Source organism: Streptomyces sp. NPDC059371 (assembly GCF_042751995.1).
In the GTDB taxonomy this organism is placed as follows: domain Bacteria; phylum Actinomycetota; class Actinomycetes; order Streptomycetales; family Streptomycetaceae; genus Streptomyces.
Genome location: NZ_JBHYXD010000051.1, coordinates 23,406 through 45,058, shown reverse-complemented (window position 1 = coordinate 45,058; position 21,653 = coordinate 23,406). Strand labels below are relative to the sequence as shown.

General features: G+C 73.7%; 15 protein-coding genes. 6 read left to right on the top strand and 9 right to left on the bottom strand.

Features of this window, described 5'->3' with window-relative positions; translation table 11 throughout:
* Positions 1-264 precede the first annotated feature (264 nt).
* The gene (locus ACFXGX_RS25870; protein ID WP_384795402.1) at positions 265-1,803 is read left to right on the top strand and encodes an AlkA N-terminal domain-containing protein; all 1,539 of its coding nucleotides are present in this window, start codon (positions 265-267) and stop codon (positions 1,801-1,803) included.
* Here the strand turns inward: ACFXGX_RS25870 and ACFXGX_RS25865 are convergent.
* Positions 1,742-2,110, bottom strand: a complete 369-nt coding sequence (locus tag ACFXGX_RS25865; RefSeq protein ID WP_384795400.1) for a PPOX class F420-dependent oxidoreductase — start codon at positions 2,108-2,110, stop codon at positions 1,742-1,744. The two genes, ACFXGX_RS25870 and ACFXGX_RS25865, sit on opposite strands and share 62 nt — an antisense overlap.
* 267 nt (positions 2,111-2,377) lie before the next feature.
* Here ACFXGX_RS25865 and ACFXGX_RS25860 point away from each other — a divergent pair, with 267 nt between their 5' ends.
* Entirely contained in the window at positions 2,378-3,637 is a 1,260-nt protein-coding gene (locus ACFXGX_RS25860) for an SGNH/GDSL hydrolase family protein (protein ID WP_384795398.1), read from the top strand.
* On the opposite strand, the gene ACFXGX_RS25855 is transcribed toward ACFXGX_RS25860, so the two are convergent.
* Together ACFXGX_RS25855 and ACFXGX_RS25850 are read right to left on the bottom strand one after the other, a co-directional pair.
* Positions 3,624-4,106: a DUF456 domain-containing protein gene (locus ACFXGX_RS25855; protein WP_384795396.1), complete on the bottom strand. Its 483-nt coding sequence runs from the start codon at positions 4,104-4,106 to the stop codon at positions 3,624-3,626. The genes ACFXGX_RS25860 and ACFXGX_RS25855 overlap by 14 nt on opposite strands.
* Before the next feature lie 36 nt (positions 4,107-4,142).
* Positions 4,143-5,123: a helix-turn-helix domain-containing protein gene (locus ACFXGX_RS25850; protein ID WP_384795394.1), complete on the bottom strand. Its 981-nt coding sequence runs from the start codon at positions 5,121-5,123 to the stop codon at positions 4,143-4,145.
* A 504-nt stretch (positions 5,124-5,627) separates the two neighbouring features.
* On the opposite strand from ACFXGX_RS25850, the gene ACFXGX_RS25845 reads away from it, so the two are divergent.
* Positions 5,628-7,769: a protein phosphatase 2C domain-containing protein gene (locus tag ACFXGX_RS25845; RefSeq protein WP_384795392.1), complete on the top strand. Its 2,142-nt coding sequence runs from the start codon at positions 5,628-5,630 to the stop codon at positions 7,767-7,769.
* A gap of 100 nt (positions 7,770-7,869) precedes the next feature.
* The gene (locus ACFXGX_RS25840) at positions 7,870-9,612 is read left to right on the top strand and encodes a pyruvate dehydrogenase (protein ID WP_384795390.1); all 1,743 of its coding nucleotides are present in this window, start codon (positions 7,870-7,872) and stop codon (positions 9,610-9,612) included.
* Between the two features lie 29 nt (positions 9,613-9,641).
* Here ACFXGX_RS25840 and ACFXGX_RS25835 read toward each other — a convergent pair whose 3' ends face one another.
* Positions 9,642-11,093, bottom strand: coding sequence for a helix-turn-helix domain-containing protein (locus ACFXGX_RS25835; RefSeq protein ID WP_384795388.1), 1,452 nt, complete (start codon positions 11,091-11,093; stop codon positions 9,642-9,644).
* Between the two features lie 99 nt (positions 11,094-11,192).
* A complete protein-coding gene (locus tag ACFXGX_RS25830) occupies positions 11,193-14,237 on the bottom strand; it encodes an alpha-mannosidase (protein WP_384795386.1) in 3,045 nt (1,014 codons plus the stop codon).
* A gap of 269 nt (positions 14,238-14,506) precedes the next feature.
* Here ACFXGX_RS25830 and ACFXGX_RS25825 point away from each other — a divergent pair, with 269 nt between their 5' ends.
* Positions 14,507-14,905, top strand: a complete 399-nt coding sequence (locus ACFXGX_RS25825; protein WP_384795428.1) for an ATP-binding protein — start codon at positions 14,507-14,509, stop codon at positions 14,903-14,905.
* A 72-nt stretch (positions 14,906-14,977) separates the two neighbouring features.
* Here ACFXGX_RS25825 and ACFXGX_RS25820 read toward each other — a convergent pair whose 3' ends face one another.
* Both ACFXGX_RS25820 and ACFXGX_RS25815 read right to left on the bottom strand, forming a co-directional pair.
* The gene (locus tag ACFXGX_RS25820; RefSeq protein WP_384795384.1) at positions 14,978-16,024 is read right to left on the bottom strand and encodes a DUF2637 domain-containing protein; all 1,047 of its coding nucleotides are present in this window, start codon (positions 16,022-16,024) and stop codon (positions 14,978-14,980) included.
* A gap of 334 nt (positions 16,025-16,358) precedes the next feature.
* Positions 16,359-17,270 carry a (2Fe-2S)-binding protein gene (locus ACFXGX_RS25815; protein WP_384795382.1) on the bottom strand — a complete coding sequence of 304 codons (912 nt, stop codon included), beginning with the start codon at positions 17,268-17,270 and terminating at the stop codon, positions 16,359-16,361.
* A gap of 563 nt (positions 17,271-17,833) precedes the next feature.
* Between ACFXGX_RS25815 and ACFXGX_RS25810 the strand changes: the two genes are divergently transcribed.
* Complete coding sequence (locus ACFXGX_RS25810; protein ID WP_384795426.1) at positions 17,834-18,577, top strand: GntR family transcriptional regulator; 744 nt, start codon at positions 17,834-17,836, stop codon at positions 18,575-18,577.
* Between the two features lie 296 nt (positions 18,578-18,873).
* Here the strand turns inward: ACFXGX_RS25810 and ACFXGX_RS25805 are convergent, their stop codons facing one another.
* Positions 18,874-19,653 carry a hypothetical protein gene (locus ACFXGX_RS25805; RefSeq protein ID WP_384795380.1) on the bottom strand — a complete coding sequence of 260 codons (780 nt, stop codon included), beginning with the start codon at positions 19,651-19,653 and terminating at the stop codon, positions 18,874-18,876.
* 136 nt (positions 19,654-19,789) lie between these two features.
* Positions 19,790-21,463, bottom strand: a complete 1,674-nt coding sequence (locus ACFXGX_RS25800) for a PucR family transcriptional regulator (RefSeq protein WP_384795378.1) — start codon at positions 21,461-21,463, stop codon at positions 19,790-19,792.
* Positions 21,464-21,653 lie beyond the last annotated feature (190 nt).

The window sequence follows — 21,653 nt, the reverse complement described above, 5'->3', positions numbered from 1 at the left end:
ACCGGCCCTCCACCCCGGTCCGCTGTCCTCCACCCCGGTCGGCTGTCCTCCGCCCCGGTCCGCTGTCCTCCGCCCGGGTCCACGGGTTCTCCGGCCCGGTCCGCGGGTTCTCCACCCCGGTCCACGGGTTCTCCGGTCCGGGGTCCGGCATCCTTCGGCTCGCTCCGCGGGTTCTCCGCCCCGGTCCGCCGGACCACCGTCCGGCCCGGGTGCCGTGTCCGATTTCCGCCAGCCCTGCCGTTCGGGCGGGGTCACACTGGAAGGGTGAACGACGAGGACACCAGGTACGAGGACACCAGGTACGAGGACACCAGGTACGAGGCCGTGCGGAGCCGGGACGCCCGGTTCGACGGGGAGTTCTTCTTCGCCGTCCGGACCACCGGGATCTACTGCCGGCCGAGCTGCCCCGCCGTGACGCCGAAGCGGCGCAACGTGCGGTTCTACGCGACGGCCGCCGCCGCGCAGGGCTCGGGCTTCCGGGCCTGCCGCCGATGCCGCCCGGACGCGGTGCCGGGCTCCGCGGCCTGGAACGTACGGGCCGATGTCGTCGGCCGCGCCATGCGCCTGATCGGCGACGGAGTGGTGGACCGCGAGGGCGTCGGCGGCCTCGCCGCACGGCTCGGGTACAGCACCCGCCAGGTCCAGCGGCAGCTCACGGCGGAGGTCGGCGCGGGCCCGGTCGCCCTGGCCAGGGCCCAGCGGGCGCACACCGCGCGGATCCTCCTCCAGACCACCGAACTCCCCGTCACACAGATCGCGTTCGCGGCGGGGTTCGCCAGCGTGCGTCAGTTCAACGACACGATCCGCACGGTCTACGCGTCCACACCGAGCCAGTTGCGTGCAGCGGCGCCGCGCGGCGCCGCAGCCGCCCGCAGCGCGGCCACCCCCGCCGCGGGCGTACCGCTCCGGCTCGCCCACCGGGGCCCCTACCAGTCCACCCCCGTCTTCGACCTGCTGGCCGCCGAGGCCGTCCCGGGTGTCGAGACCGTCGGCGGAAGCCGTGGCCGCCGTACGTACCGCCGGACGCTGCGGCTGCCGTACGGCACGGGAATCGTGGCCGTGGAGGAACGGCCGGGCACCGCGGCGGGCCACCGCCCCCGGGCCGGCGCGACGGGCCGGACCGCCGGAGCAACGGGCCACGCCGACGCCGCCCACCCCGGAGGCTGGCTCGACGCCCAGCTGCACCTCACCGATCTCCGGGACCTCACCACCGCCGTGCAGCGGCTGCGGCGACTCCTCGACCTCGACGCCGATCCGTACGCCGTCGACGAGAGGCTGGGAGCGGACGCGCGGCTGGGTCCGCTGGTCGCGGCGCGGCCGGGACTGCGTTCGCCGGGCACCGCCGATCCGGACGAACTGGCGGTACGGGCGCTGGTCGGGGCGGCGGAGGCCGAGCGGCTGGTGCTGCGGTACGGCAAGACGCTGGACGCCGAGTGCGAGACGCTCACCCATGTCTTCCCCGAGGCCACCGTCCTCGCGGAGGCGGAGCCCGGTGGGCCGCTCGGCGCGCTGACCGCGGCCCTCGCAGACGGCACCCTGCGGCTCGACCCGGGCGCGGACCGCGAACAGGCGCGGGCGGCGCTGCTCGCGCTGCCCGGCATGGACGAGGGCACCGCCGCGGTCATCCGCACCCGGGCCCTCGGCGACCCGGACGTGGCACCGCCCGGGACGGACGCCCCGGACACCTGGCGGCCCTGGCGCTCGTACGCCGTCCGCCATCTGCGGGCGGCAGCGGGGGAGTTCAGTCCTCCAGACCCCAACTGTGGATCCGCCGGGGATGGATCCGGATCAGTTCCTCGCTGAAGTGCGGTCCCAAGTCGTGTGCGCCGGTGAGGAGTTCCGCCTCTCCGCGGATGTCGACGCCCCGGACCTTCCACGGCTGGACGCTGACGATGTCGTCGACGACGAGCGCGACCTTCGGGTTCTTCCGGAGGTTGCGCCACTTCTTCGTGGTGCCCATCGAGTAGCCGCCGATCAGGATGGTCCCGTCCTCCTGGGGGAAGAAGCCGACGGGGTTGGCCTGGGGCTGCCCGAGCGGGTCGACGGTGGCCAGCCGTCCCAGTCGCTGCGACCTCAGATACGCGCGCTCGGCCTCACTGAATTCGGTCATGACAGCAGCCAAACACGCCCCCGGCCCCCGGCGCATCGGGTTGCGGTCCTAGGACCGGAGGAGGAGAAGCCGTCGCATCCCGTCCCGTCCGGTTCGGGCGTGTCCGGCCCCGTTCCGTCCGGTTCGGGCGCGTCCGGCACCGGCCGGCCCCGTCCGGGTGCGTCCGGCCCCGTTCGGGCGCATCCAACCCTGTTCGGCCCCGTCCGGGCGCGTCCGACGGTGTGATGATGTGATGCGAGGGCGCGCGGGTGGGGAATCGATCGCCGCATGTCCCGCGCGATCGTGTTCCGGCGTCTTCTCGTCCCTCTGGCGACCGCCCTGGTCCTCGCCTCCACCGGTGTGATCGCCGCAGCGCGGTCCGCGCCCGGCCGGAGCGCCCCGAAACCGGCCCGGACCTGGACGGGGACCTGGGAGGCAGCGGCCTCCGGTACCGTGCCCGCGCTCCCCGGCGCCTCGATCCGCAATGTCGTCCACACCAGCGTCGGCGGCGGGGCCGCGCGCGTCCGGCTGTCCAACCGGCTCGGCACACGGCCGCTCCGGCTCGGTTCCGTGACCCTGGCCCTGCAGCTTCCCGGCGAGCCGGGGAGCCCCCGGGCCGTCGCGGGCTCCGTGCGCGCGGTCACCTTCTCCGGAGCCGGACCGGTCACCGTCCCGGCCGGCCGGGACCTGGTCAGCGACCCCGTCGCGCTGCGCGTCCCCGCCGACGCGAACCTGCTCGTCTCGGTGCACACTCCGGCCGATTCCGGCCCGGCGACCTACCACCGCTCCGCGCTCCAGGCCAACTTCGTCGCGCCCGGGGGCGATCGAACCGCCGAGGAGAGCGGCACGGCCTACACCACCAGGGTCGACAGTTGGTACTACGTGACCGGTGTCGACGTGCTCGGCACTTCGGCCGCGGGCAGCGTCGTCGCGCTCGGCGACTCGATCACCGACGGCACAGGCTCCTCGTTCGGCGCCAACCACCGCTGGCCCGACCGGCTCGCCGCCCGGCTGCGCGGGCTCCCCGCGCACCGCAGGCCCGGTGTCCTCAACGCGGGGATCTCCGGGAACCGCCTCCTGCTCGACGGCCGGGGCCCGAGCGCGCTGACCCGCCTGGACACCGACGTCTTCTCCCGCGCGGGTGTCCGCACGATGATCGTGCTGGAGGGCGTCAACGACATCAAGGGAACCCCGGAGCAGACGGACCCGCGCGCCCTGGAGGACGCCTACCGGCTCGTCGTGCGCCGCGCCCACGCCCGCGGCATCGAGGTCATCGGCGGCACGATCACCCCGTACGGCGGTCACGGCGCGTACACCCCTGCCCGGGAAGCCGTGCGGCAGGCGGTCAACACCGCCATCCGGACCCACCGGATCTTCGACGCGGTCGCGGACCTCGACGCCGCCGTCCGTGACCCGGCCCGCCCGAACCGGATCCTCCCGGCGTACGACCCCGGGGACCACCTGCACTTCAACGACGCCGGCATGCGCGCCCTGGCCGAGGCGATCGACCTCCGAACCCTGACGGCGAAGCGCCTCAGCCCCAGATGACCGCTCCCAGCCACGCCCCGAGGATCAGCAGGCAGGCGAGGAATTCCGTCAGCACACTCCAGCCGCCCGCACGCATCGCGGTCCGCACCGCGGCCTTCGCCGGGCCGTGCCCGCTCAGGCGCAGCCGCTCGCTGAGATAGATCCCGCCGATGAATCCGGCCACGGCGCCGACCACCGGGACCAGGAAGAAGCCGAGGAACGACCCGCCACCCGCGTACACCGCCATTCGGGTGGTGGCGCCGCTCTCGCGCAGCCGTCGCGGCGGCAGCATCCAGCGGATGGCCCGGGAGAGCAGCAGGACGGCCGTCGACGCGACCAGGACGGCCCAGGACAGGCTCTGGGGGTAGCTCAGCGCCCACCACAGCACGGCGGCCCAGACGAGCCACGACCCCGGCAGACCGGGCACCAGTACTCCGACCAGGCCGAGCAGGATCACCACGCCGACCAGCAGGAGTTCCCACACTCCCATCTGCCCAGACTGCCCGAGCGGACGGGAGGTCGCAGGTCAGGCCCGGGCGACCCAGTCGCGTTCGTACGCGTGCCAGCCGAGCTGGAGCCGGGTCGTCACGCCCGTCAGCTCCATCAGGCGTTTGACGCGGCGCTGCACGGTCCTGAGGCCCAGGTCGAGCTGTTTGGCGACGCTCGCGTCGGTCAGCCCCGCGAGGAGCAGCGACAGGATCTCCAGGTCGGTGGTGTCGGGGCCGTCCGGCTCCTGCTCCAGCACGCCCCGGTTGCCCAGCCGCAGCGGCAGCGCGTCCCGCCACACGGACTGGAACAGCCCCGCCAGCAGTTCCAGGAGTCCGCTCGCGTGCACGACCAGCGCGGCCGGCTCCGCGGTGTGCGAGGTGAGCGGCACCATGGCGAGCGCCCGGTCGGCGATCACCAGCTTGGTCGGCACCCGGTCCACGACCCGCACCTGCTCGTCGCGGCCGAGCGCGGCGGACAGCTCGGTGATCCCGCTGGGCTGGTCGAGAACGGACCGTTCGACGACCACGCGGTAGCCGACACCGCGGCCCGCGGCCTGTTCCTCGGCGTCGTTGTCCGTGCCGGAGACCACCATCGGGGTACCGGTGACCAGCGCGCACACCTCCTCGACGGCGCCGAGCTGGAGCTGGAGGAAGCGCTGGGAGACCGCCGCGGCGCCGATCACCACCTCGACCAGGTCGTGCACGGCCGGTTCGCCCGCCGCGCCCCGGTACTCCTCGGCCAGCAGCGCGGCCGCGAGTTCCGCCTTCTCCAGTTCGTGGCGCTGCTGGGTGAGCAGCGCGCCGAGGGCGACTCCCGGTGGCGCGGCGACCCAGCGGCCGGGCCGCGCCGAGGACTGCGCGGCCAGGCCGCGCAGCTCCAGCCGGCGCAGCGCGCGCTCCGTCTCGTGCTCGCCGAGCGTGAGCCGGCGCGCGAGATCGGGCACCTCGGCGGCGCCCACGGACACCAGCGCGCGGTACGCCGTTTCGTGGGTCTCGTCCAGACCTATCGCTCCCAGCATGCGGCGATGCCCCTCCCGTGGTTGCGTACCGGCCGGCCGGCAGCGTCGTGGCGGAAATCGGCCACGGCGCAAACCCGCCTCGGCACATCATCGCCGTACCCCCCGCCCCTCTGACAAGCTCACGTCACCGAGGTGCCTACCGGCGTAGGCGTACCGGCCCCGCGGGATGGGGGTCGAGGAATCCCTTCGCCCCGGGACGAAGCCGGTGCCGAACGGGCCGACGCCGACCGTGAATCGGTCGTCCGGGCCGTGGCCCGGGCCGGTTCACGGTGTGCGTGGGCCCCGGTCACCCAGGCGCCGCCGGGCGGTTCTCCCGTGGGGGGTGGGGCCGCCCGGCGGTCAGGCGTTCGCACCCGCCGGTACGGATTCTCGTTCGACAGTTCGACAGTTCGACAGTTCGACAGTTCGACAGTTTGCTCGGTTCGCCGTTCGGCGGTCCGCGTCTTGGCCGGTTTTTCCGGATGCCCCGTTTTCAACCGGCTGTCTCGGTGGACAATCGGGAGCATGAGCCAGCAGGGGGAGAAGCCCACCGGTCACGAGGACGACTGGTGGCGGCAGTTGTACGACGACTCCACCGAGGACACGGGGGCCGCGGCCGTGGCCGATTCCCTCGACGACCGGTTCGCGTCGGCGTCCGGGACGCTCGGGGACGGACTCGACACGGGCCCGGAAACAGGGCCGGACGCCGGTCCCGGGCCGCGGCGAACTCCGCTGTCCGACGCCCGGTCCGCGCAGGGTCGTACACCGGCGTCGCGGCCGCCGTCCGGGCCGGGACGGACGCCCGCGCCGGACGTGCCGCCCACGCCGACCCGGACACCCACCTCGCCTGACGCGCGGTCCGCCGCCGATCCGAGGTCCGTCGCGGACGCGGGCTCCTTCCCGGGGCGCGGGTCCGCCCCGCGGCCCGGCGCACGCGGACTCGACGGTCCGCCGCGTCCCGAGCGGCCTCCCACCGTTCCGGAGCCCTCGTCGCCCGAGGCCGGGAAGCGTCCGCCCCCGCTGCCGAAACAGCCTCCCGCCGGATCGGCGCGACTCCAGGGCACGGCCGGGCCGGCCTCGCCCCGGCCGCCACGCCCGGCACCCGGCACCTCGGCCTCCGCCGCCCGGCCCGGCGGCGACCCGCCCGGGGAGCCCCCCTCCGACGAGCCCGTGTCCCGGCCGGGTCGCTGGGAGCGGGGCCCGGTGCGGGGGCCCGGCGCGGACAGCGGTCCGCCCGGCCGCGAGGCGCCCCCGTCGGGGACCGCTTCATGGGAGCCCACCCCGTGGGAGCCGACCCCCTGGGAACCCCCGTCCTGGGAGCTCCCGCCCTCCGGTGCGGCGCCCTACCCTCCGGGGCCCGCCGGTCCGGCGCCCGCCGCCCCCTCGGCCCTGCCGCCCGGTCCGAAACCGCCGGGCTTCACCCCCCAGGAACCCGCCCCGCACGCCTCCCGGGACGCCCGGGGCGACACGGCCTCGGCGCCGCCCGCCGACCCGGTGCCTCCGTCGAGGACACCGTCGGACGTACCGCCGAAACCCGAGTCGGCTCCCTCCGCACCCCCGGACGCGACGGCCCCCGCACCCGCCGCGGACGCGCTGCCCAGCACCACCGGGGGCTTCCGGACACCGCCGCCCGAGCCGGCCCCCGAGGACGTGCCGGCGGACGAGCCCCGGGAGACGGTCCTGTCCGTAGTCGAGCCGCCGCTCCCCGCCGGACACGTCGGCTCCGGCCCGCCCACCTACGACCCCGAACCGACGGCTCTGCCGGCCGTCGAGCCCGACGAACTCGGTGACCTGGTCGCCGACACCGTGCTGGACGGCGCACGGTACGGGACGAGCACCCTGCGGGCCGTGTCCCTGCGCGGGGACTCCGCGCGCTACCGCGGCGAGCCGCGCCGGGACGCGCTGCTGACCGCCCGGTTCGGGACGGGTGAGCAGGCGCTCGTCCTGGTGGCGATGGCGACGGGCGCGCGCGCCACCTCGGGCGCGCACCGGGCGGCCGCGGAGGCGTGCCGCTGGATCGGGCAGGCCGTCGGGCGCAGCCACGAACGGCTCGCCGCCGACATCAGGGCCGCCCGGCGCGGCGAGCTGAAGTCGGGACTGCACCGGCTCACCGACCGCAGCCTCGGCAAGCTGCGGGCGAGCGCGGCGGAACAGGGCGTCGACCCGGAGGAGTACACCGCGGGCCTGCGCTGTCTGCTGCTGCCGGCCGATCCCGAGTGCCGTACCCGGGTGTTCTTCGGCGTCGGAGCGGGCGGTCTGTTCCGGCTGCGGGACGGCGAGTGGCAGGACATCGAACCGCGGGTCGCCGACACGACCGGGGAGGCCGTCGTCGGCTACGGGTCACCGCCCCACGAGACTCCCGAGGGCGACCGGCTCACGATGGACCTGGGCATCACGACGCCTCCGAGCCCGTACGAGCCGGCCCCCAGGCCCCCGCACGCCCCCTTCCGGTTCCGGGCCTCCGTAGCCCGCCCGGGTGACACGCTCCTGCTGTGCACGGGCGGCCTCGCGGAGCCGCTGCGCGGCGAACCCGGGCTGGCCGAGTACCTGACGACACGGTGGTCGGCGGGTGATCCGCCCGGTCTCGCCGCGTTCCTGGCGGACGCGTCGGCGCGGGTCAAGGGGTACGCCGACGACCGGACGGCCGCCGCCGTGTGGGAGGCGTAACCGCGCCGCGTGTGCATTCATGGATCCGAGGGATCAGCCGGGGAACGAGGGGGACCCGGGACACCCGAGGGTCCGAGGATCACGAAGAGGTGTGTGCGGCATGGCCAAGCAGAACGTCGCCGAGCAATTCGTCGACATCCTCGTCCGCGCGGGGGTCGAGCGGCTGTACGGAGTCGTGGGCGACAGCCTCAACCCGGTCGTGGACGCTATCCGGCGCAACGCGGCCATCGACTGGATCCAGGTCCGCCACGAGGAGACCGCCGCCTTCGCCGCGGGCGCCGAGGCCCAGATCACGGGCAGGCTCGCGGCCTGCGCCGGCTCCTGCGGTCCCGGCAACCTCCACCTCATCAACGGCCTGTACGACGCGCACCGCTCCATGGCCCCAGTCCTGGCCCTCGCCTCGCAGATCCCCTCCAGCGAGATCGGCCTCGGCTACTTCCAGGAGACCCATCCCGACCAGCTCTTCCGCGAGTGCAGTCACTACAGCGAACTCATCTCCAGCCCGAAGCAGATGCCGCGGCTCCTCCAGACCGCCATCCAGCACGCGGTGGGCCAATCCGGTGTCAGCGTGGTGTCGCTGCCGGGTGACATCGCCTCCGAGCCCGCCCCGGACAAGCCCGTCGAGACCGCCCTCGTGACGTCCCGGCCCACCGTCCGGCCGGGCGACGCCGAGATCGAGGAACTCGTCGCGATGATCGACGAGGCGGAGAAGGTCACCCTGTTCTGCGGCAGCGGCACGGCGGGAGCGCACGCCGAGGTCATGGAGTTCGCCGAGAAGATCAAATCGCCGGTCGGACACGCGCTGCGCGGCAAGGAATGGATCCAGTACGAAAATCCCTTCGACGTCGGGATGAGCGGACTCCTCGGCTACGGGGCGGCCTACGAGGCGACCCACGAGTGCGACCTCCTGATCCTGCTGGGCACCGACTTCCCGTACAACGCCTTCCTCCCCGACGACGTCAAGATCGTCCAGGTCGACGTGCGGCCGGAGAACCTGGGGCGCCGGTCGAAGCTGGATCTGGCGGTGTGGGGTGACGTGCGGGAGACACTGCGCTGTCTGATCCCACGGGTGCGGCCCAAGGGAAACAGGCGCTTTCTCGACAAAATGCTGAAGAAACATTCGGACGCCCTCGAAGGGGTCATCAAGGCGTACACCCGCAAGGTCGACCGGCACGTCCCGATCCACCCCGAGTACGTCGCCTCGGTGCTCGACGAACTCGCCGACGAGAACGCGGTGTTCACGGTCGACACCGGAATGTGCAACGTCTGGGCGGCCCGCTACATCACGCCCAACGGCAGCCGCCGGGTGATCGGTTCGTTCTCGCACGGGTCGATGGCGAACGCGCTGCCGATGGCGATCGGCGCCCAGTTCACCGATCCGCGGCGCCAGGTCGTGTCGATGTCCGGCGACGGCGGATTCTCCATGCTGATGGGGGACTTCCTCACCCTCGTGCAGTACGACCTGCCGGTGAAGGTCGTTCTCTTCAACAACTCCGCTCTCAGTATGGTCGAGTTGGAGATGCTGGTCGCCGGGCTGCCCTCCTACGGCACCACCAACAAGAACCCCGACTTCGCGGCGGTGGCCCGCGCCTGCGGGGCGTTCGGCATCAGGGTCGAGAAGCCCAAGCACCTCGCCGGCGCCCTCAAGGACGCCTTCCGCCACAAGGGCCCGGCCCTGGTCGACATCGTCACCGACCCGAACGCGCTCTCCATCCCGCCTAAGATCAGCGCGGACATGGTGACGGGGTTCGCGCTCTCGGCGTCGAAGATCGTGCTGGACGGCGGGGTCGGCCGGATGGTGCAGATGGCCCGCTCCAACCTGCGCAACGTGCCCCGCCCGTAGAGCCTCGACGGGTGATCCGCGGGCCTCGTTCAGTCGGTGGTGATCAGGCTCCAGCCGTTCGCCCGGTACCAGTAGTGCGGCAGGCCCTTGATGCCGCTGGTGCGGAACGGGACACCTTGGTCGTCGATCCGGACCGTACCGGTGCGACCCCGCGAGGACCAGTCGAGTTCCAGATACCAGCGGCAGTCGCAGGACTCGGTCAGGGCGTCGACCATCAGCACCTGGGGGTCCTTCACGGACACCCTGAAGGGCATGCTCAGAGTCCGGGAGCCCGTCCCGTCGTCGTCGCTCGGGACCGGGCGGGCGATGGGCCGGTCCATGTCCAGATCGACGGCGAACGAGCCGACGCCCATGTCACCGCCGCACCCCCCGCCCGTAGCGTAGGCCGTGCCCTTCAGCGGGGCCGAGCGTCCCACGACGCGCACCCGCAGGGCCTCCAGGACCACGGCCGCGTCGGACCTCCCCTGCACGGTGAGGTCCACGATCGTCTCTTCGCCGTGCACCGCGTTCTGCGTCTGCGCCCATGGGGAGGCGTCCTGCGGGGCCGGGGGCGGCGGTACCTGATCGGGCGACTTGTCGATGATGTAGGTGTGACCGCAACCGACCGCCCAGCGGTGGGAGTTCACGGTCACGGTGAGCGGGGGCCCGGCGGAGACGCCGGTGGGGGAGGGGCTCGTGGACGGGCTCGGTGAGGTGGCGCGACTGCCGGACGCGCTCGGGGCCGGGGAGCCGGACGGCCGGCCGTGCGTGGCCGAGGGGGACGCGGACGGTGTCGCGGAGCCGCGCCGCTCGCCCGTCGCCTTCGCGGTGGGCGCGCCGGCCACGCGGCCGGCGGCGTCCTTCCCGGAGTGCCCGGAGGGCAGGGCGGACAGGCTGCCCAGGGTGGCGACGAGCGCGGTCACCACGGCCGCGGTGACCGCGACACGACGCTTGAACCGGCGCGTCCGCGGCGCTCCGGCCCGTACGGGGGACGCGCCGGGGGAGCCTTCCGCGGAGCGGTCCGAGGGAACGGGCCCGAGGTCCGTGTCCGGCGGCAGGACTTCGGCCGTGTGCCGCCCCTCCGCCGGCGGCGGGGTTCCATCGGCGTCGGGCCCGCCGGCCGGCGGGAGAGCCTCGGCGGCGTCCGGCCCGGTCCCGGACCCCGGGGCTTCCGTCGCGTCCGGCCCGGTCTCCGGCGCGGGGGCATCGCCCGTGTCCTGTCCGGACTCGGCCCCCGTCGTCCGGGAGCGTCGGCGGGCCGCCACCGCCAGGATCCACAGGCGGTGGAGTTCGACCCGTTCGGCCGGATCCGCTCCGCACAGCGCGGCGAACCGCTCGACGGGTGCGAACCCGAGCGGCACGGCCTCGCCCGAGCAATACCGGTGCAGCGTCGAGGCGTTCATGTTCAGGTGACGGGCGAGCGCGGCGTAGCTGCGGTCGGAGCCCGCCTTCAGGCGCCGCAGCAGCGCCGCGAATTCCTCGGCATCGTCCCGGGATGACATCGTTTCCCCCGCTTCTCGTCCCAGGACGGCATCCCAGGTACTCCCCAGAAAGAGAGGCCGGGAGGCCTGGGATGGTTCCACCTTCGCGGGCCCCGCCTTTCACACGTCCGTGCCGTGCACCCGCCGGGCGGGTCGCAGGCGCAGGGTGAGGATCTGGAACGGCCGCAGCTCGATCTCCGGCGGGGCCTCCCGCAGCGGCCGTTCCAGCAGGTCGGTCACCTCGGCCCGGGCCACCGGGAAACCGGCGGTCACCTTCGCGCGGGCCCGCCCGCCCCGTGACTCGTACAGCCGCACCACGACATCGCCGCCGCGGTCCTCCGCGAGCTTGACCGACTCGACGGTGACGGCGGGGTCGTCGACGCTCACCAGCGGTCCGAGGTCCGGCACCGGGGCCCGGCGCAGCGGCAGATTGAGAGCGAGTCCCTCCGCCACCGCGTCCCCGACACCGGCCCCCGGCAGCAGCGCGTACGTGAACCGGTGCGTGCCGAGATCGGTCTCGGGGTCCGGGCTGTGCGGGGCGCGCAGCAGGGTCAGCCGTACGGTGGTGCCGAGGCCGTCGGCATGCGGTGTACGGGTCACGTCGTGGCCGTACGTCGAGTCGTTGAGCACGGCGACGCCGTACGACTCCTCCGCGACCCGCAGCCAGCGGTGGGCGCAGATCTCGAAACGGGCCGCGTCCCAGCCGGTGTTGGCGTGGGTGGGCCGGTGCACGTGCCCGAACTGGATCTCGGAGGCCGACCGTTCGGCCTGGACGTCGAGCGGGAACGCGGCCTTCAGGACCTTCTCCGACTCCTGCCAGTCGATGTCCGTCACGATGTCCACCCGGCGGCTCGCGGCGGTCAGCCGGATCTCCTGGACGATCCGGGAGGAGCCGAAGGCCCGGGTGACGCGCACGGTGGCCCGCAGCGGCCCGCTCTCCACCAGCTCCACCGACTCGGCGGACGTCAGGTCCGTGCGGGTGCGCCGGTAGTGCCGGTCGATGTCCCAGGCGTCCCATGCGTTGGGGTGGTCGGGGTGGAGCTGGAGCAGATTGCCGGGACCGCACAGCACTTCCCGGCCGTGCGCGAGATCCCGTACGGAGGTGAGCAGTCCGTCGGCGTCGATCCGCACCCGCAGCCGGTCGTTCTCCAGCACGATGGCACCGTCGGCCTGCCCGGCCCGCACGGTGGGTCCGGGACCGGGACCGGGACCGGTCGGTACGACGGCCGTTCCCAGCCCCGGCACGGTCACCACCCGGTCCCCGGCCACCTCGGTCCGCTCGTAGGGCGAGGCGTTCAGCACCGCGGGCGGGCCGGACCCCAGGGCACGTACCGCCTCCGCGGTGATCTCCTCGAGCTCCGCGAGCACCCGCGTGTACGTCTCGCGTGCCTCCCGGTGCACCCAGGCGATGGAGGAACCGGGCAGGATGTCGTGGAACTGGTGGAGCAGCACGGTCTTCCAGAGCCGGTCCAGCGCGTCGTACGGGTAGCTGTACGACGGATCGCGCACGGCGGCCGTGGCGCACCACAACTCGGCTTCCCGCAAGGCGTGTTCGGAGCGGCGGTTGCCCTGCTTGGTCTTGGCCTGCGTGGTGTAGGTGGCCCGGTGCAGCTCCAGATACAGCTCGCCCGACCATACCGGCGCGTGTGCGCCGTACTCCTCCTCGGCGGCGGCGAAGAACGCCTCCGGTTTCTCGATCCGGACCGTGGGCGAGCCCTCCAGGGACCGCAACCGGCGGGCCTTCTCCAGCATTTCGCGGGTCGGGCCGCCCCCTCCGTCGCCCCAGCCGAACGGGGCGAGCGAGCGGGTGGCCAGGCCCTTCTCGGCGAAGTTGCGTTCCGCGTGGGCGAGTTCACTGCCGTGGAACTGCGAGTTGTAGGTGTCGACGGGCGGGAAGTGGGTGAAGACCCGGGTGCCGTCGATGCCCTCCCACCAGAAGGTGTGGTGGGGCATCTTGTTGGTCTGGTTCCAGCTCAGCTTCTGGGTGAGGAACCAGCGGACGCCGGCGAGCTTGGCCAGTTGCGGGAAGGCGGCCGTGTAGCCGAAGGAGTCCGGCAGCCAGATCTCCTCGGTCTCGACGCCCAGTTTCTCCCGGAAGAACCGCTTGCCGTGCACGATCTGCCGGGCCAGTGCCTCACCGCCGGGCATGTTGGCGTCGGACTCCACCCACATGGAACCCACCGGAGCCCAATTGCCCTGCTCCACCGCCTTCTTGACGCGTTCCCAGAGGTGCGGCTGGTGCTCCTCGACCCAGGCGTACTGCTGGGCCTGGGAGCAGGCGAAGACCAGTTCCGGGTAGTCGAGGGCGAGCGCGGTGACGTTGGCGAAGGTCCGGGAGGCCTTGCGGACCGTCTCGCGCAGCGGCCACAGCCACGCCGAGTCGATGTGCGCGTGTCCGGTCGCCGAGACGTGGTGCGCGCTGGCCGGCGCGGGCCGCGCCAGCACCTCCGTCAGTTCGGCCCGTGCCGCCGCGGCCGTGCCGGACACGTCGTGCAGATCGAGGGCGTCGAGCATGTTCTCCAGGGCGCGCAGGATCTCGTGGCGTCGGGGCCGCTGCGGATCCAGCTCGTACATCAGCTCCGACAGGACCTCGGTGTCCAGGACCAGATGCCACACGTCTTCGTCCAGTACGGCGAGATCCGCAGCCGCGAATCGGTAGATCGGCCCATCCCCGGCGGTCAGCACGTCTCCCAGACGTGTGGGCTCGAAGCCGTGCAGGACGGCGGGGTTCGCGGCCGCCTCCAGCAGCAGGCGCACCGCCTCGCCTCCCCTGGCCGGTGCCCCGACCGTCAGGTGGCGGTTGCGCGGGTGGATGCCCTTGAGGGGGACGCCCGAGGTGTCGTACAGCAGTCCCTCCGCCTGGAAACCGGGCCCGTCCCCGGTGAACCCGGGGTCGATCACCACCTCCACGCGCCGCCCCGCCCATTCCTCCGGCACCCGGCCCTCGATGCGGAACCAGCTCGTCGACCAGGGTTTTCCCCAGACCGTGCCGGTCGTGAAGGGCTCGTAGGAGGCCTGGAGCGCCTGCCCGACGGGCACCGGCTCGCCCGGCACCTGCCATACGGAGAGCGTGAGCGGGACCCGCTCCCCGTACTGGGCTGGGCGCAGGAACTGCCGTAGCGCGCGCTCCAGACGGGCCTCCACCAGCGAACGGTCGTCGTGCACGGCGGCTCCTCGGCGCTCGGACGGCTCTGTCGAAGCCTTCACTTCCCCGTGCGGGCGTCGCGCACCCGTGGCCGTACGGCGGCTGGTCGATGATTCGACATGACTGTCACGTTCCCGAAGAGGGCATGGATCCCGTGAACGTGTTCGAGCAGAGGGGACCCGACATCGGCACGCAGGCGGGGGTCATGAAGCGGCAGGCACCAGGAGGTGGTCCCATGACCAGAGGGGCCTTCTCCACCGAACCAGTGGAGGAAGCGTCCGAGGGGGCGATGGACGGACCGGACGGCGCGCAGCTCAGGCGCCGGCTGGACAAGGCGGATCTGCGGGCGGTGCCCGAGGCACGCAGGGCGCTGAGGGAACACTTACGGCACTGGGGGAAACCGGGCAGGGCAGATACGGCGGAGCTCCTGACCAGCGAGCTCGTCACCAACGCGTTGATCCATACGGATGACGACGCCGTCCTGACCGCGACGATCGGACCGCGCGGACTGCGCGTGGAGGTCCGGGACTTCGTGGGACGCAGGCCCCGACTGCGCGTACCGAACGCCGACGACGGTACGCACGGCAGAGGTCTCGTCCTCGTCCAGTCCCTGGCCGACGCGTGGGGCGTCCGGTCGCACGGAGTGGGCAAGGCGGTGTGGTTCGAACTGAACGGCGACGCGGTGTAGGAACACCGCGCCGCCGTTGTCGTGTCCGGGCCCGTCCGGAACTCCGGGCGGGCCGGCCGGGCCGTGTGCGGCTCAGCCGAACTGCTGTTCAAGGTCCTTGAGTTTGCGCTCCAGGGAGTCGAGCCGGGGCAGGGCCATCGTGTCGTCCTCCGTGGTGAGGTCGACGGTGATCGGCTCGGTGCTCTTGCGGACGGGGGTGAGGGAGGGCCGCGACCGGACGGGAAGCTGCTCCGCGGCGGATGTGGATATGGCAGGCTCCGTGGAGGCTCCGGCGGGCGCCCGCTCCACGGTCGTGGTCTCCAGTTCCCGTGCGGCGCCGCGTCCGGGGAAGCCGCGGTGGCCGCGGCTGAGCGCCTTGAGGTGCGCCCGCTCCACCCGCTCCTCGTTGCGGCGGCGCAGCCGGTTCTGCTCCTTCTGGCGCCGGTCCTCGCGCACCTCGTCCACGGCCTCGTCCAGGGACCGGACGTTCTCCAGGAGCATCAGCGACCACGCGCTGTACGTCTCACGGGGTGCGCGCAGCCAGCGGACTATACGGATCTGCGGCAGCGGACGCGGCACCAGGCCCTGCTCGCGCAGGGCGGCCCGGCGGGTCTGCTTCAGGGCCCGGTCGAACAGGACGGCGGCCGACAGGGACATCCCCGCGAAGAACTGCGGAGCGCCCGCGTGGTCGATGCCCCTCGGCGCGTGCACCCAGTTGAACCAGGCCGCGGCACCGGCGAAGGTCCACACGAGTATGCGGGAGCCGAGCGCCGCGTCGCCGTGGCTGGCCTCGCGCACCGCGAGGACGGAACAGAACATCGCCGCCCCGTCCAGGCCGAACGGGACGAGGTACTCCCAGCCGTCGGAGAGTCCGAGGTTCTGCTGGCCGAAGCCGACCAGGCCGTGGAAGGAGAGTGCCGCCGCGACGGCGGCACAGCAGAACAGCAGGACGTAGGAGGCGGTGCCGTAGACGGCTTCCTTACGCCTGCGGCGCTCCTCGGTGCGCTCCCACGAGTCGTCGCTGCTCGTGCTGTCCCCGGACCGCTTGCCGCGTGCCAGCACCGCCACCGCCGCCAGCAGGCCCAGGAGCAGAACGGCGCCTGGAAGCAGCCAGTTCAGCGATATGTCGGTCAGTCTCATCGGGGGTCCCTTGCATGGGGAGAGGGCGTAACGCCCGCCATAGTGGCCCAATCACATCGGCCCTCAGGGGTTTTCGGGGCAAGAGGCCGCCAAGGAAGTGCAAGAAGGTGCGCAGGGCGACTTTCTGCTCGAACTGCCGCGCGAGGGACGGGAGTTGAGTACGAATAAGACTACCCATACGGATGGTTCCGCGGAATGTTCCCGGGATAAGTGAGGAAAGTGTGAAGTACCTGTGATCCGTGAACGCTCCTGGGGCGCCGCGCGGGTTTCCCGAGGGTGCCGCGACCGGATCCGGTCCCGGGGTGCGTACGGTGGCGCGCTCGCCCCAGTCGTGTCAACTCGCCTGGGCGACGGCCGACTTGGTGATCCGGTCCGCGTCGCAGGTGCGCGGGCAGGTGCCGCAGGTGTCGTCGGGGCGCACGGTGTAGAAGAGGCAGCAGCTCACCCGGTCGCGGGTCGCCAGGGACTGCCCCTCGGGACCGGTCAGTTCGCGGAAGGCCGGCGAACCGACGTACGGCCGGGCCGAGCCCGGGAGCAGCAGTTCGAGCTCGCGCATCGCGCGCCGTTCCTCGCCGAGCAGATCGGCGACGTACCAGAGGCCTTCGACTATCTCGTCCGTGGCCATGCCCCACAGTGCCCGGCCGCGCCGCCGCATGCGCGGCCCGAATCCGCCGAGGAGCGGCTCCAGGTGCTCGGCCACCGAGGACCGCACCTCCGCGCGCAGTGCCTCCTCGTCGGGTACGACACGGGCGCCCGGCAGGGCGGCGGCCGGGTCGTCCGGCAGGCAGGCGAACGTGGTGATCCGGACGGCCATCCGGCCGAGCTCACGCTGGAATGTGACGTCCTCCACAGGCAGGCGGGGCACCCGGCGCTGAAGGAACCACGGCACGGTGATCAGCAGGCAGGCCGGCCAGGCGTACCGGTGCAGTCCGAAGCCGGCCACGACGTCCGGCCGTGCCCGTGTGCCGTAGTCCCGGAGCACCTGGGCCTCGTCCCAGGCGAGGAACGCGTCGAGGTCCGCGCCGCCCTCGGCGAGCCGCGCGGCGGCGGCCCAACCCCCGCCCCGCGGGGCCATTTCGCCCGCTCCCAGCTCCGTGACGCTCAGGTCCGGGAAGACCTCGGTCAGCCGCGCGTAGGCATCGGCGACGGGCGACACGCCGCCGGCGAGCGCGCCCGGACCGGCCGGGGCGGGCGTGGCCGCTGTGGCGGTCGTGGCGGCGTCGGCCGACAGCGTGGAAGTGAACATGCGGAACCATCGCTTCACGATCGTTGGCAGGTAAGCCTTACCTTACCCTGTCGTGCGGGTGTTTGAACCGGGCCCGTGTGCGCCTATCGTGCTTGACGGACTGGTAACAACCGACGTCATGACTCCCAGTGCCACCGACGTACCACCGACCCGGAGGAGGAACCGTGGAACAGGCCGCTCCGCGCAGCGCCCACGGCTCCGCCGGGCCGTGGGCCCCGGACGTCCACGCGGGTGCCTTCCGGGTTCCTCAGCAGCCGGGGCCCGCGGACGCGGGGCGGGTCGGGGCGGTGCCCGCGGGAGTCGTGGGCGACGGGCCCGCCGCCGGGCCGGGTGGAGGGCACCCGGTCGTCCTGGCCTCGGCCCGGGGTGAGCACACGCACAGCGAGGCGCCGATCCCGAGCCCGCGCACCGAGGGCACCCGTCCCGCCGTACGCGCGGACGGCGCCCACCCCGCGGCGAACCCCGGGGACGCCGGGCCCGCGCCCGCCGGCGGGACGCGTCCCGCCACCCGCCCGGAGAACGCCGGTCCCCCGCGCGCGGATGAGGCCCGGCCGGGAGCGGACATCCAGGGCGCCCGCAGCGCGCGCACCGAGGAGGCCCGCCCGGCCGCACGCGAGCCGAACGCCCGCCCCGCGCACAGGGAGGAGGCCCGCCCCGCCGTCCGCTCCGAGGCCGGCCGTCCCGTCGTGCAGCGCGCTTCCGTGCGGGGGCAGATCCTCGACGCCCTGCGTACCGCGCTCGTATCGGGTGAACTCGCCCCCGGCGAGGTGTACTCGGCGCCCGCGCTCGGCGAGCGGTTCGGGGTGTCGGCGACGCCCGTCCGGGAGGCGATGCAGCAACTCGCCCTCGAAGGCGCCGTCGAGGTCGTCCCCAACCGGGGCTTCCGCGTGATCGAGCGCGGCACCCGGGATCTGGCCGAACTCGCCGAGATCCGGGGCCTGATCGAGGTCCCGGTGATGCTCCGGCTCGCGCGCACCGTGCCCGCCGCCCGCTGGGCCGAGCTGCGCCCGCTCGCCGAGGCCACCGTGCGGGCCGCCTCCTCGGGCTGCCGTGTGACCTACGCGGAGTCCGACCGTTCCTTCCACCGCGCGGTTCTCGCCCTCGCGGGCAACGCGCAGCTGGTGCGCATCGCCGACGATCTGCACCGCCGTGCCCAGTGGCCGCTCGTCGGCGGTCCCGTCTCCCGGGGCCGCGCCGACCTGGTGGCCGACGCGGCCGAACACACGGCGCTGCTGGACGCGTTGATCGCCGAGGACCTGACGGTCGTCCAGGCGCTGGTGCGCGAACACTTCACCGGCGCGCCCTGACGGAGCCGGCCCCGGAGGAACGCGGGGCCCCGCCGGGAGCGTTGGCCCCCGCCCGGAGTTGCCGGCCCCGCCGGGAGTTGCCGGCCCCGCTGGGAGTGCCGGCCCTGTACGGGCGCCGGCCCCCGCCCGGAGTTGCCCGCCCTGCCCGGAGTGCGGGCCCTGTACGCGCGCCGGCCCCCGCCGGGAGTGCCGGCCCTGTGCGACCGCCGGCCCCCGCACGGGTGCGGGGGCTCCTGCCGCCTGAAGCCGTCGGGCCCCGGTCCTGGTCCGGCCGCGCAGGCGCGCTCCGTACCCGATCAGGCCGTGGCCGCCGGCGGTGCCGGAGTCAACTGGTCCGCCAGCCACAGGGGAACGCCCCCGAGCAGACGGAACAGGCGGCCCGCCTCCGCCCGGAGCCGCGACGCCTCCGGCTCGGTCTCGGCGTCGGCGAGGGACGCCAGGGCCGGTGCCGTACCGACCAGGTACCCCAACTCCTCGCGGATCCGCAGGGATTCGGCGAACCCGTGCCGGGCCTCCGCCAACTCCCCTTCGCGCAAGGCGATTCCGGCGAGGTGCCGCCAGGTGAAGGACAGCAGCAGCGCGTTGTTCTGGGCGGTCGCGCCCGCGTGCGCCCGCCGGTACGCGGCGCGGGCCGCCTGCGGCGCGTGCGCGAGGTTCTCGGCGAGCAGCCCGCGCCGGAAGTCCAGCAGCGCCCTGCCCGGCGCGCCCGGCGCGAGCAGTGCCGCGGCCCGGCCGAGTGCCGCGCGGGCCTCGTCGGCCCGGTCGCGCACACCCAGCAGGGTCGCCGCGTAGGCGAGTTGGCCCCGCTCACAGGCGGCGGCGCCCCGCTCGTCGTCGCTCTGCGCCAGCGCCTCGGCGGTGCGCAGCGCGTCCTCCGCCTCGGCCCAGCCCTGCTCGGTGTAGAGACAGCGCTCGACCAGGAGCGACGCTCTCTGCAGCGCCGGCCCCGCCGCGTGCGGCTGGATCAGCGCGGCCGCGTCGGCCCAGCAGGCGCGCGAGCGCAGCCGCCATACCGCGGTCTGGAGTGGATCGTCCCCTGCAGTCGTTCCGGTACCAGACATGGCGGTATGCGCCACGTTGCCCTCCCCGAGCACACCATTGAGCTGTTGAGTGGTGGCATCTCAGCACGGATCACCGGGCCCGGCCAAGGGGGTGGGTGAAGGATTTCACAAAGTCGTCGGTCCCGTACCGCGCCGCGGAGCGCTCCCGGAGTCAGCTCATCCGCAGTGCCAGGAAGAAGTCCAACTTGTCTTCCAGCCTCGACAGATCACGACTCGTCAACTGCTCGATACGTCCGACGCGGTAGCGCAGCGTGTTGACGTGGAGGTGCAGACGGGCCGCACAGCGCGTCCAGGACCCGTCGCAGTCCAGGAACGCCTCCAGGGTCGGGATCAGCTCCGCGCGGTGCCGGCCGTCGTACTCGCGCAGCGGGTCGAGCAGGCGGGCGGTGAAGGCGCGGCGCACGTCGTCCGGGACGAACGGCAGCAGCAGGACGTGCGAGGCCAGCTCCTGGTGTCCGGCGGCGCAGACCCGTCCGGGGCGGGCCGCGGCGACCCGGCGGGCGTGCCGCGCCTCCTCCAGGGCGCCGCGCAGCCCCTCGGCGGAGTGGACGGCCGCGCTGACGCCGATGGTGAGCCGGCCGTCGTCGTTCAGACCGGCCGACAGCGGTTCCCGTACGGCCGTCAGCAGCGTGTCGGCGTGCAGACCGGGCTCGGAGCCGTCCTCGTCGGAGGCGACCGCCGGAAGGGGCACGAGCGCGACCGCCTCGTCCCCCGTGTGGGCGACGGCGATCCGGTCGGAGAGTTCGGGGCCCGGCGACAGCGGGTCGACGAGGATCTCCTCCAGCAGCGCCTGGGCGACCGGGCCGCCCGCGATCTCGCCGCCGTCCCACTCGACGCGCGCCACCACGACCTGCCAGTGCGGGGCCGCGCCGAGACCGGGAAGCAGCACGGGGGCCGCGACCCGCAGCCGGGCCGCGATCTCGGCGGGCGCGGCCCCCGTCTGGACCAGCTCCAGGACCTCCTGCGCGAGCCGTCGGCGCACCGTGCGCGCCGCGTCCCGCCGGTCCCGCTCCACCGCGATGAGCTGGGTGACGCCCTGGAGCAGGTCGAGCCGCTCGTCGGGCCAGTCCCCGGCGTCCGCCTCGACGGCGAGTAGCCAGTCGGAGAGCACCGTCTCGCGGACGTCCCGGAAGGCGCCCGTGGCCCGCCCGGAGGAGCGGACCGGGAAGAGCGAGTACATCGCCGGGCCCACGGTCACCCGGTGCGGTCCCCGGCGCCCGCTGCGGACCGCCGCCAGATGAGCAGCGGCCAGCTCGGCGCGGGTGCCCGAGGGCAGCGCGCCGCCCGCGAGCTTCGAGCCCGCGATGGGCCGTCCGGCGGGGGAGAGGACCCAGGCGCGCAGGTCGAGGTCGGTGCCGAGGAGATCGAGGACGACGTCGGGGCCGCCGCCCGCGGGGCCCGAGGTCATCATCCGCCGGTGCCGCTCGACCACGGCGGCCAGATCCCCGGCGCGCTCGCCGGAGACCTGCCGCACGACGTGCTCGGTGATCGTGGCGAAGGCGACCGACTCGTTCACGGCGAACAGCGGCAGCCGGTGCCGGGCGCAGGCCACGATCAGGTCGTCGGGGATGTCACCCAGCTCGGCCTCGCCCGCGGCCAGGGCCGCCACCCCGGTGCCCACGAGGATGCGGACGAACGGTTCGGAGTCCTCGGCGTCGTGCCGCCAGGCGAGCCCGGTGAGGACCAGCTCGCCGCCCGAGAGGTAGCGGCTCGGGTCCTTGAGGTCGGTGGTCATCACGCCGCGCACGGTGCGGTCGAGCTCGTCCTCCCCGCCGAGCAGCCGCAGGCCCAGCGCGTCCGTGTCCAGCAGTGCGCGCAGCCGCATTCTCGTCGCCGCCGTTCTTCTGTCTCGAAATCTACGATGGATCGGTAGTGAGGCCCTTCGGCGTCCCGGGCTCCGCGGAGCGGTCCGCGGGTTCCGGTCACCGGCGGTACCGGTCCCGGGGCCTCGGGTTCCACCGGGCCGCGTCCCCGTTTCCACAGGGGCCGTGTCCCTGCTTCCAGAGGACCGGCCG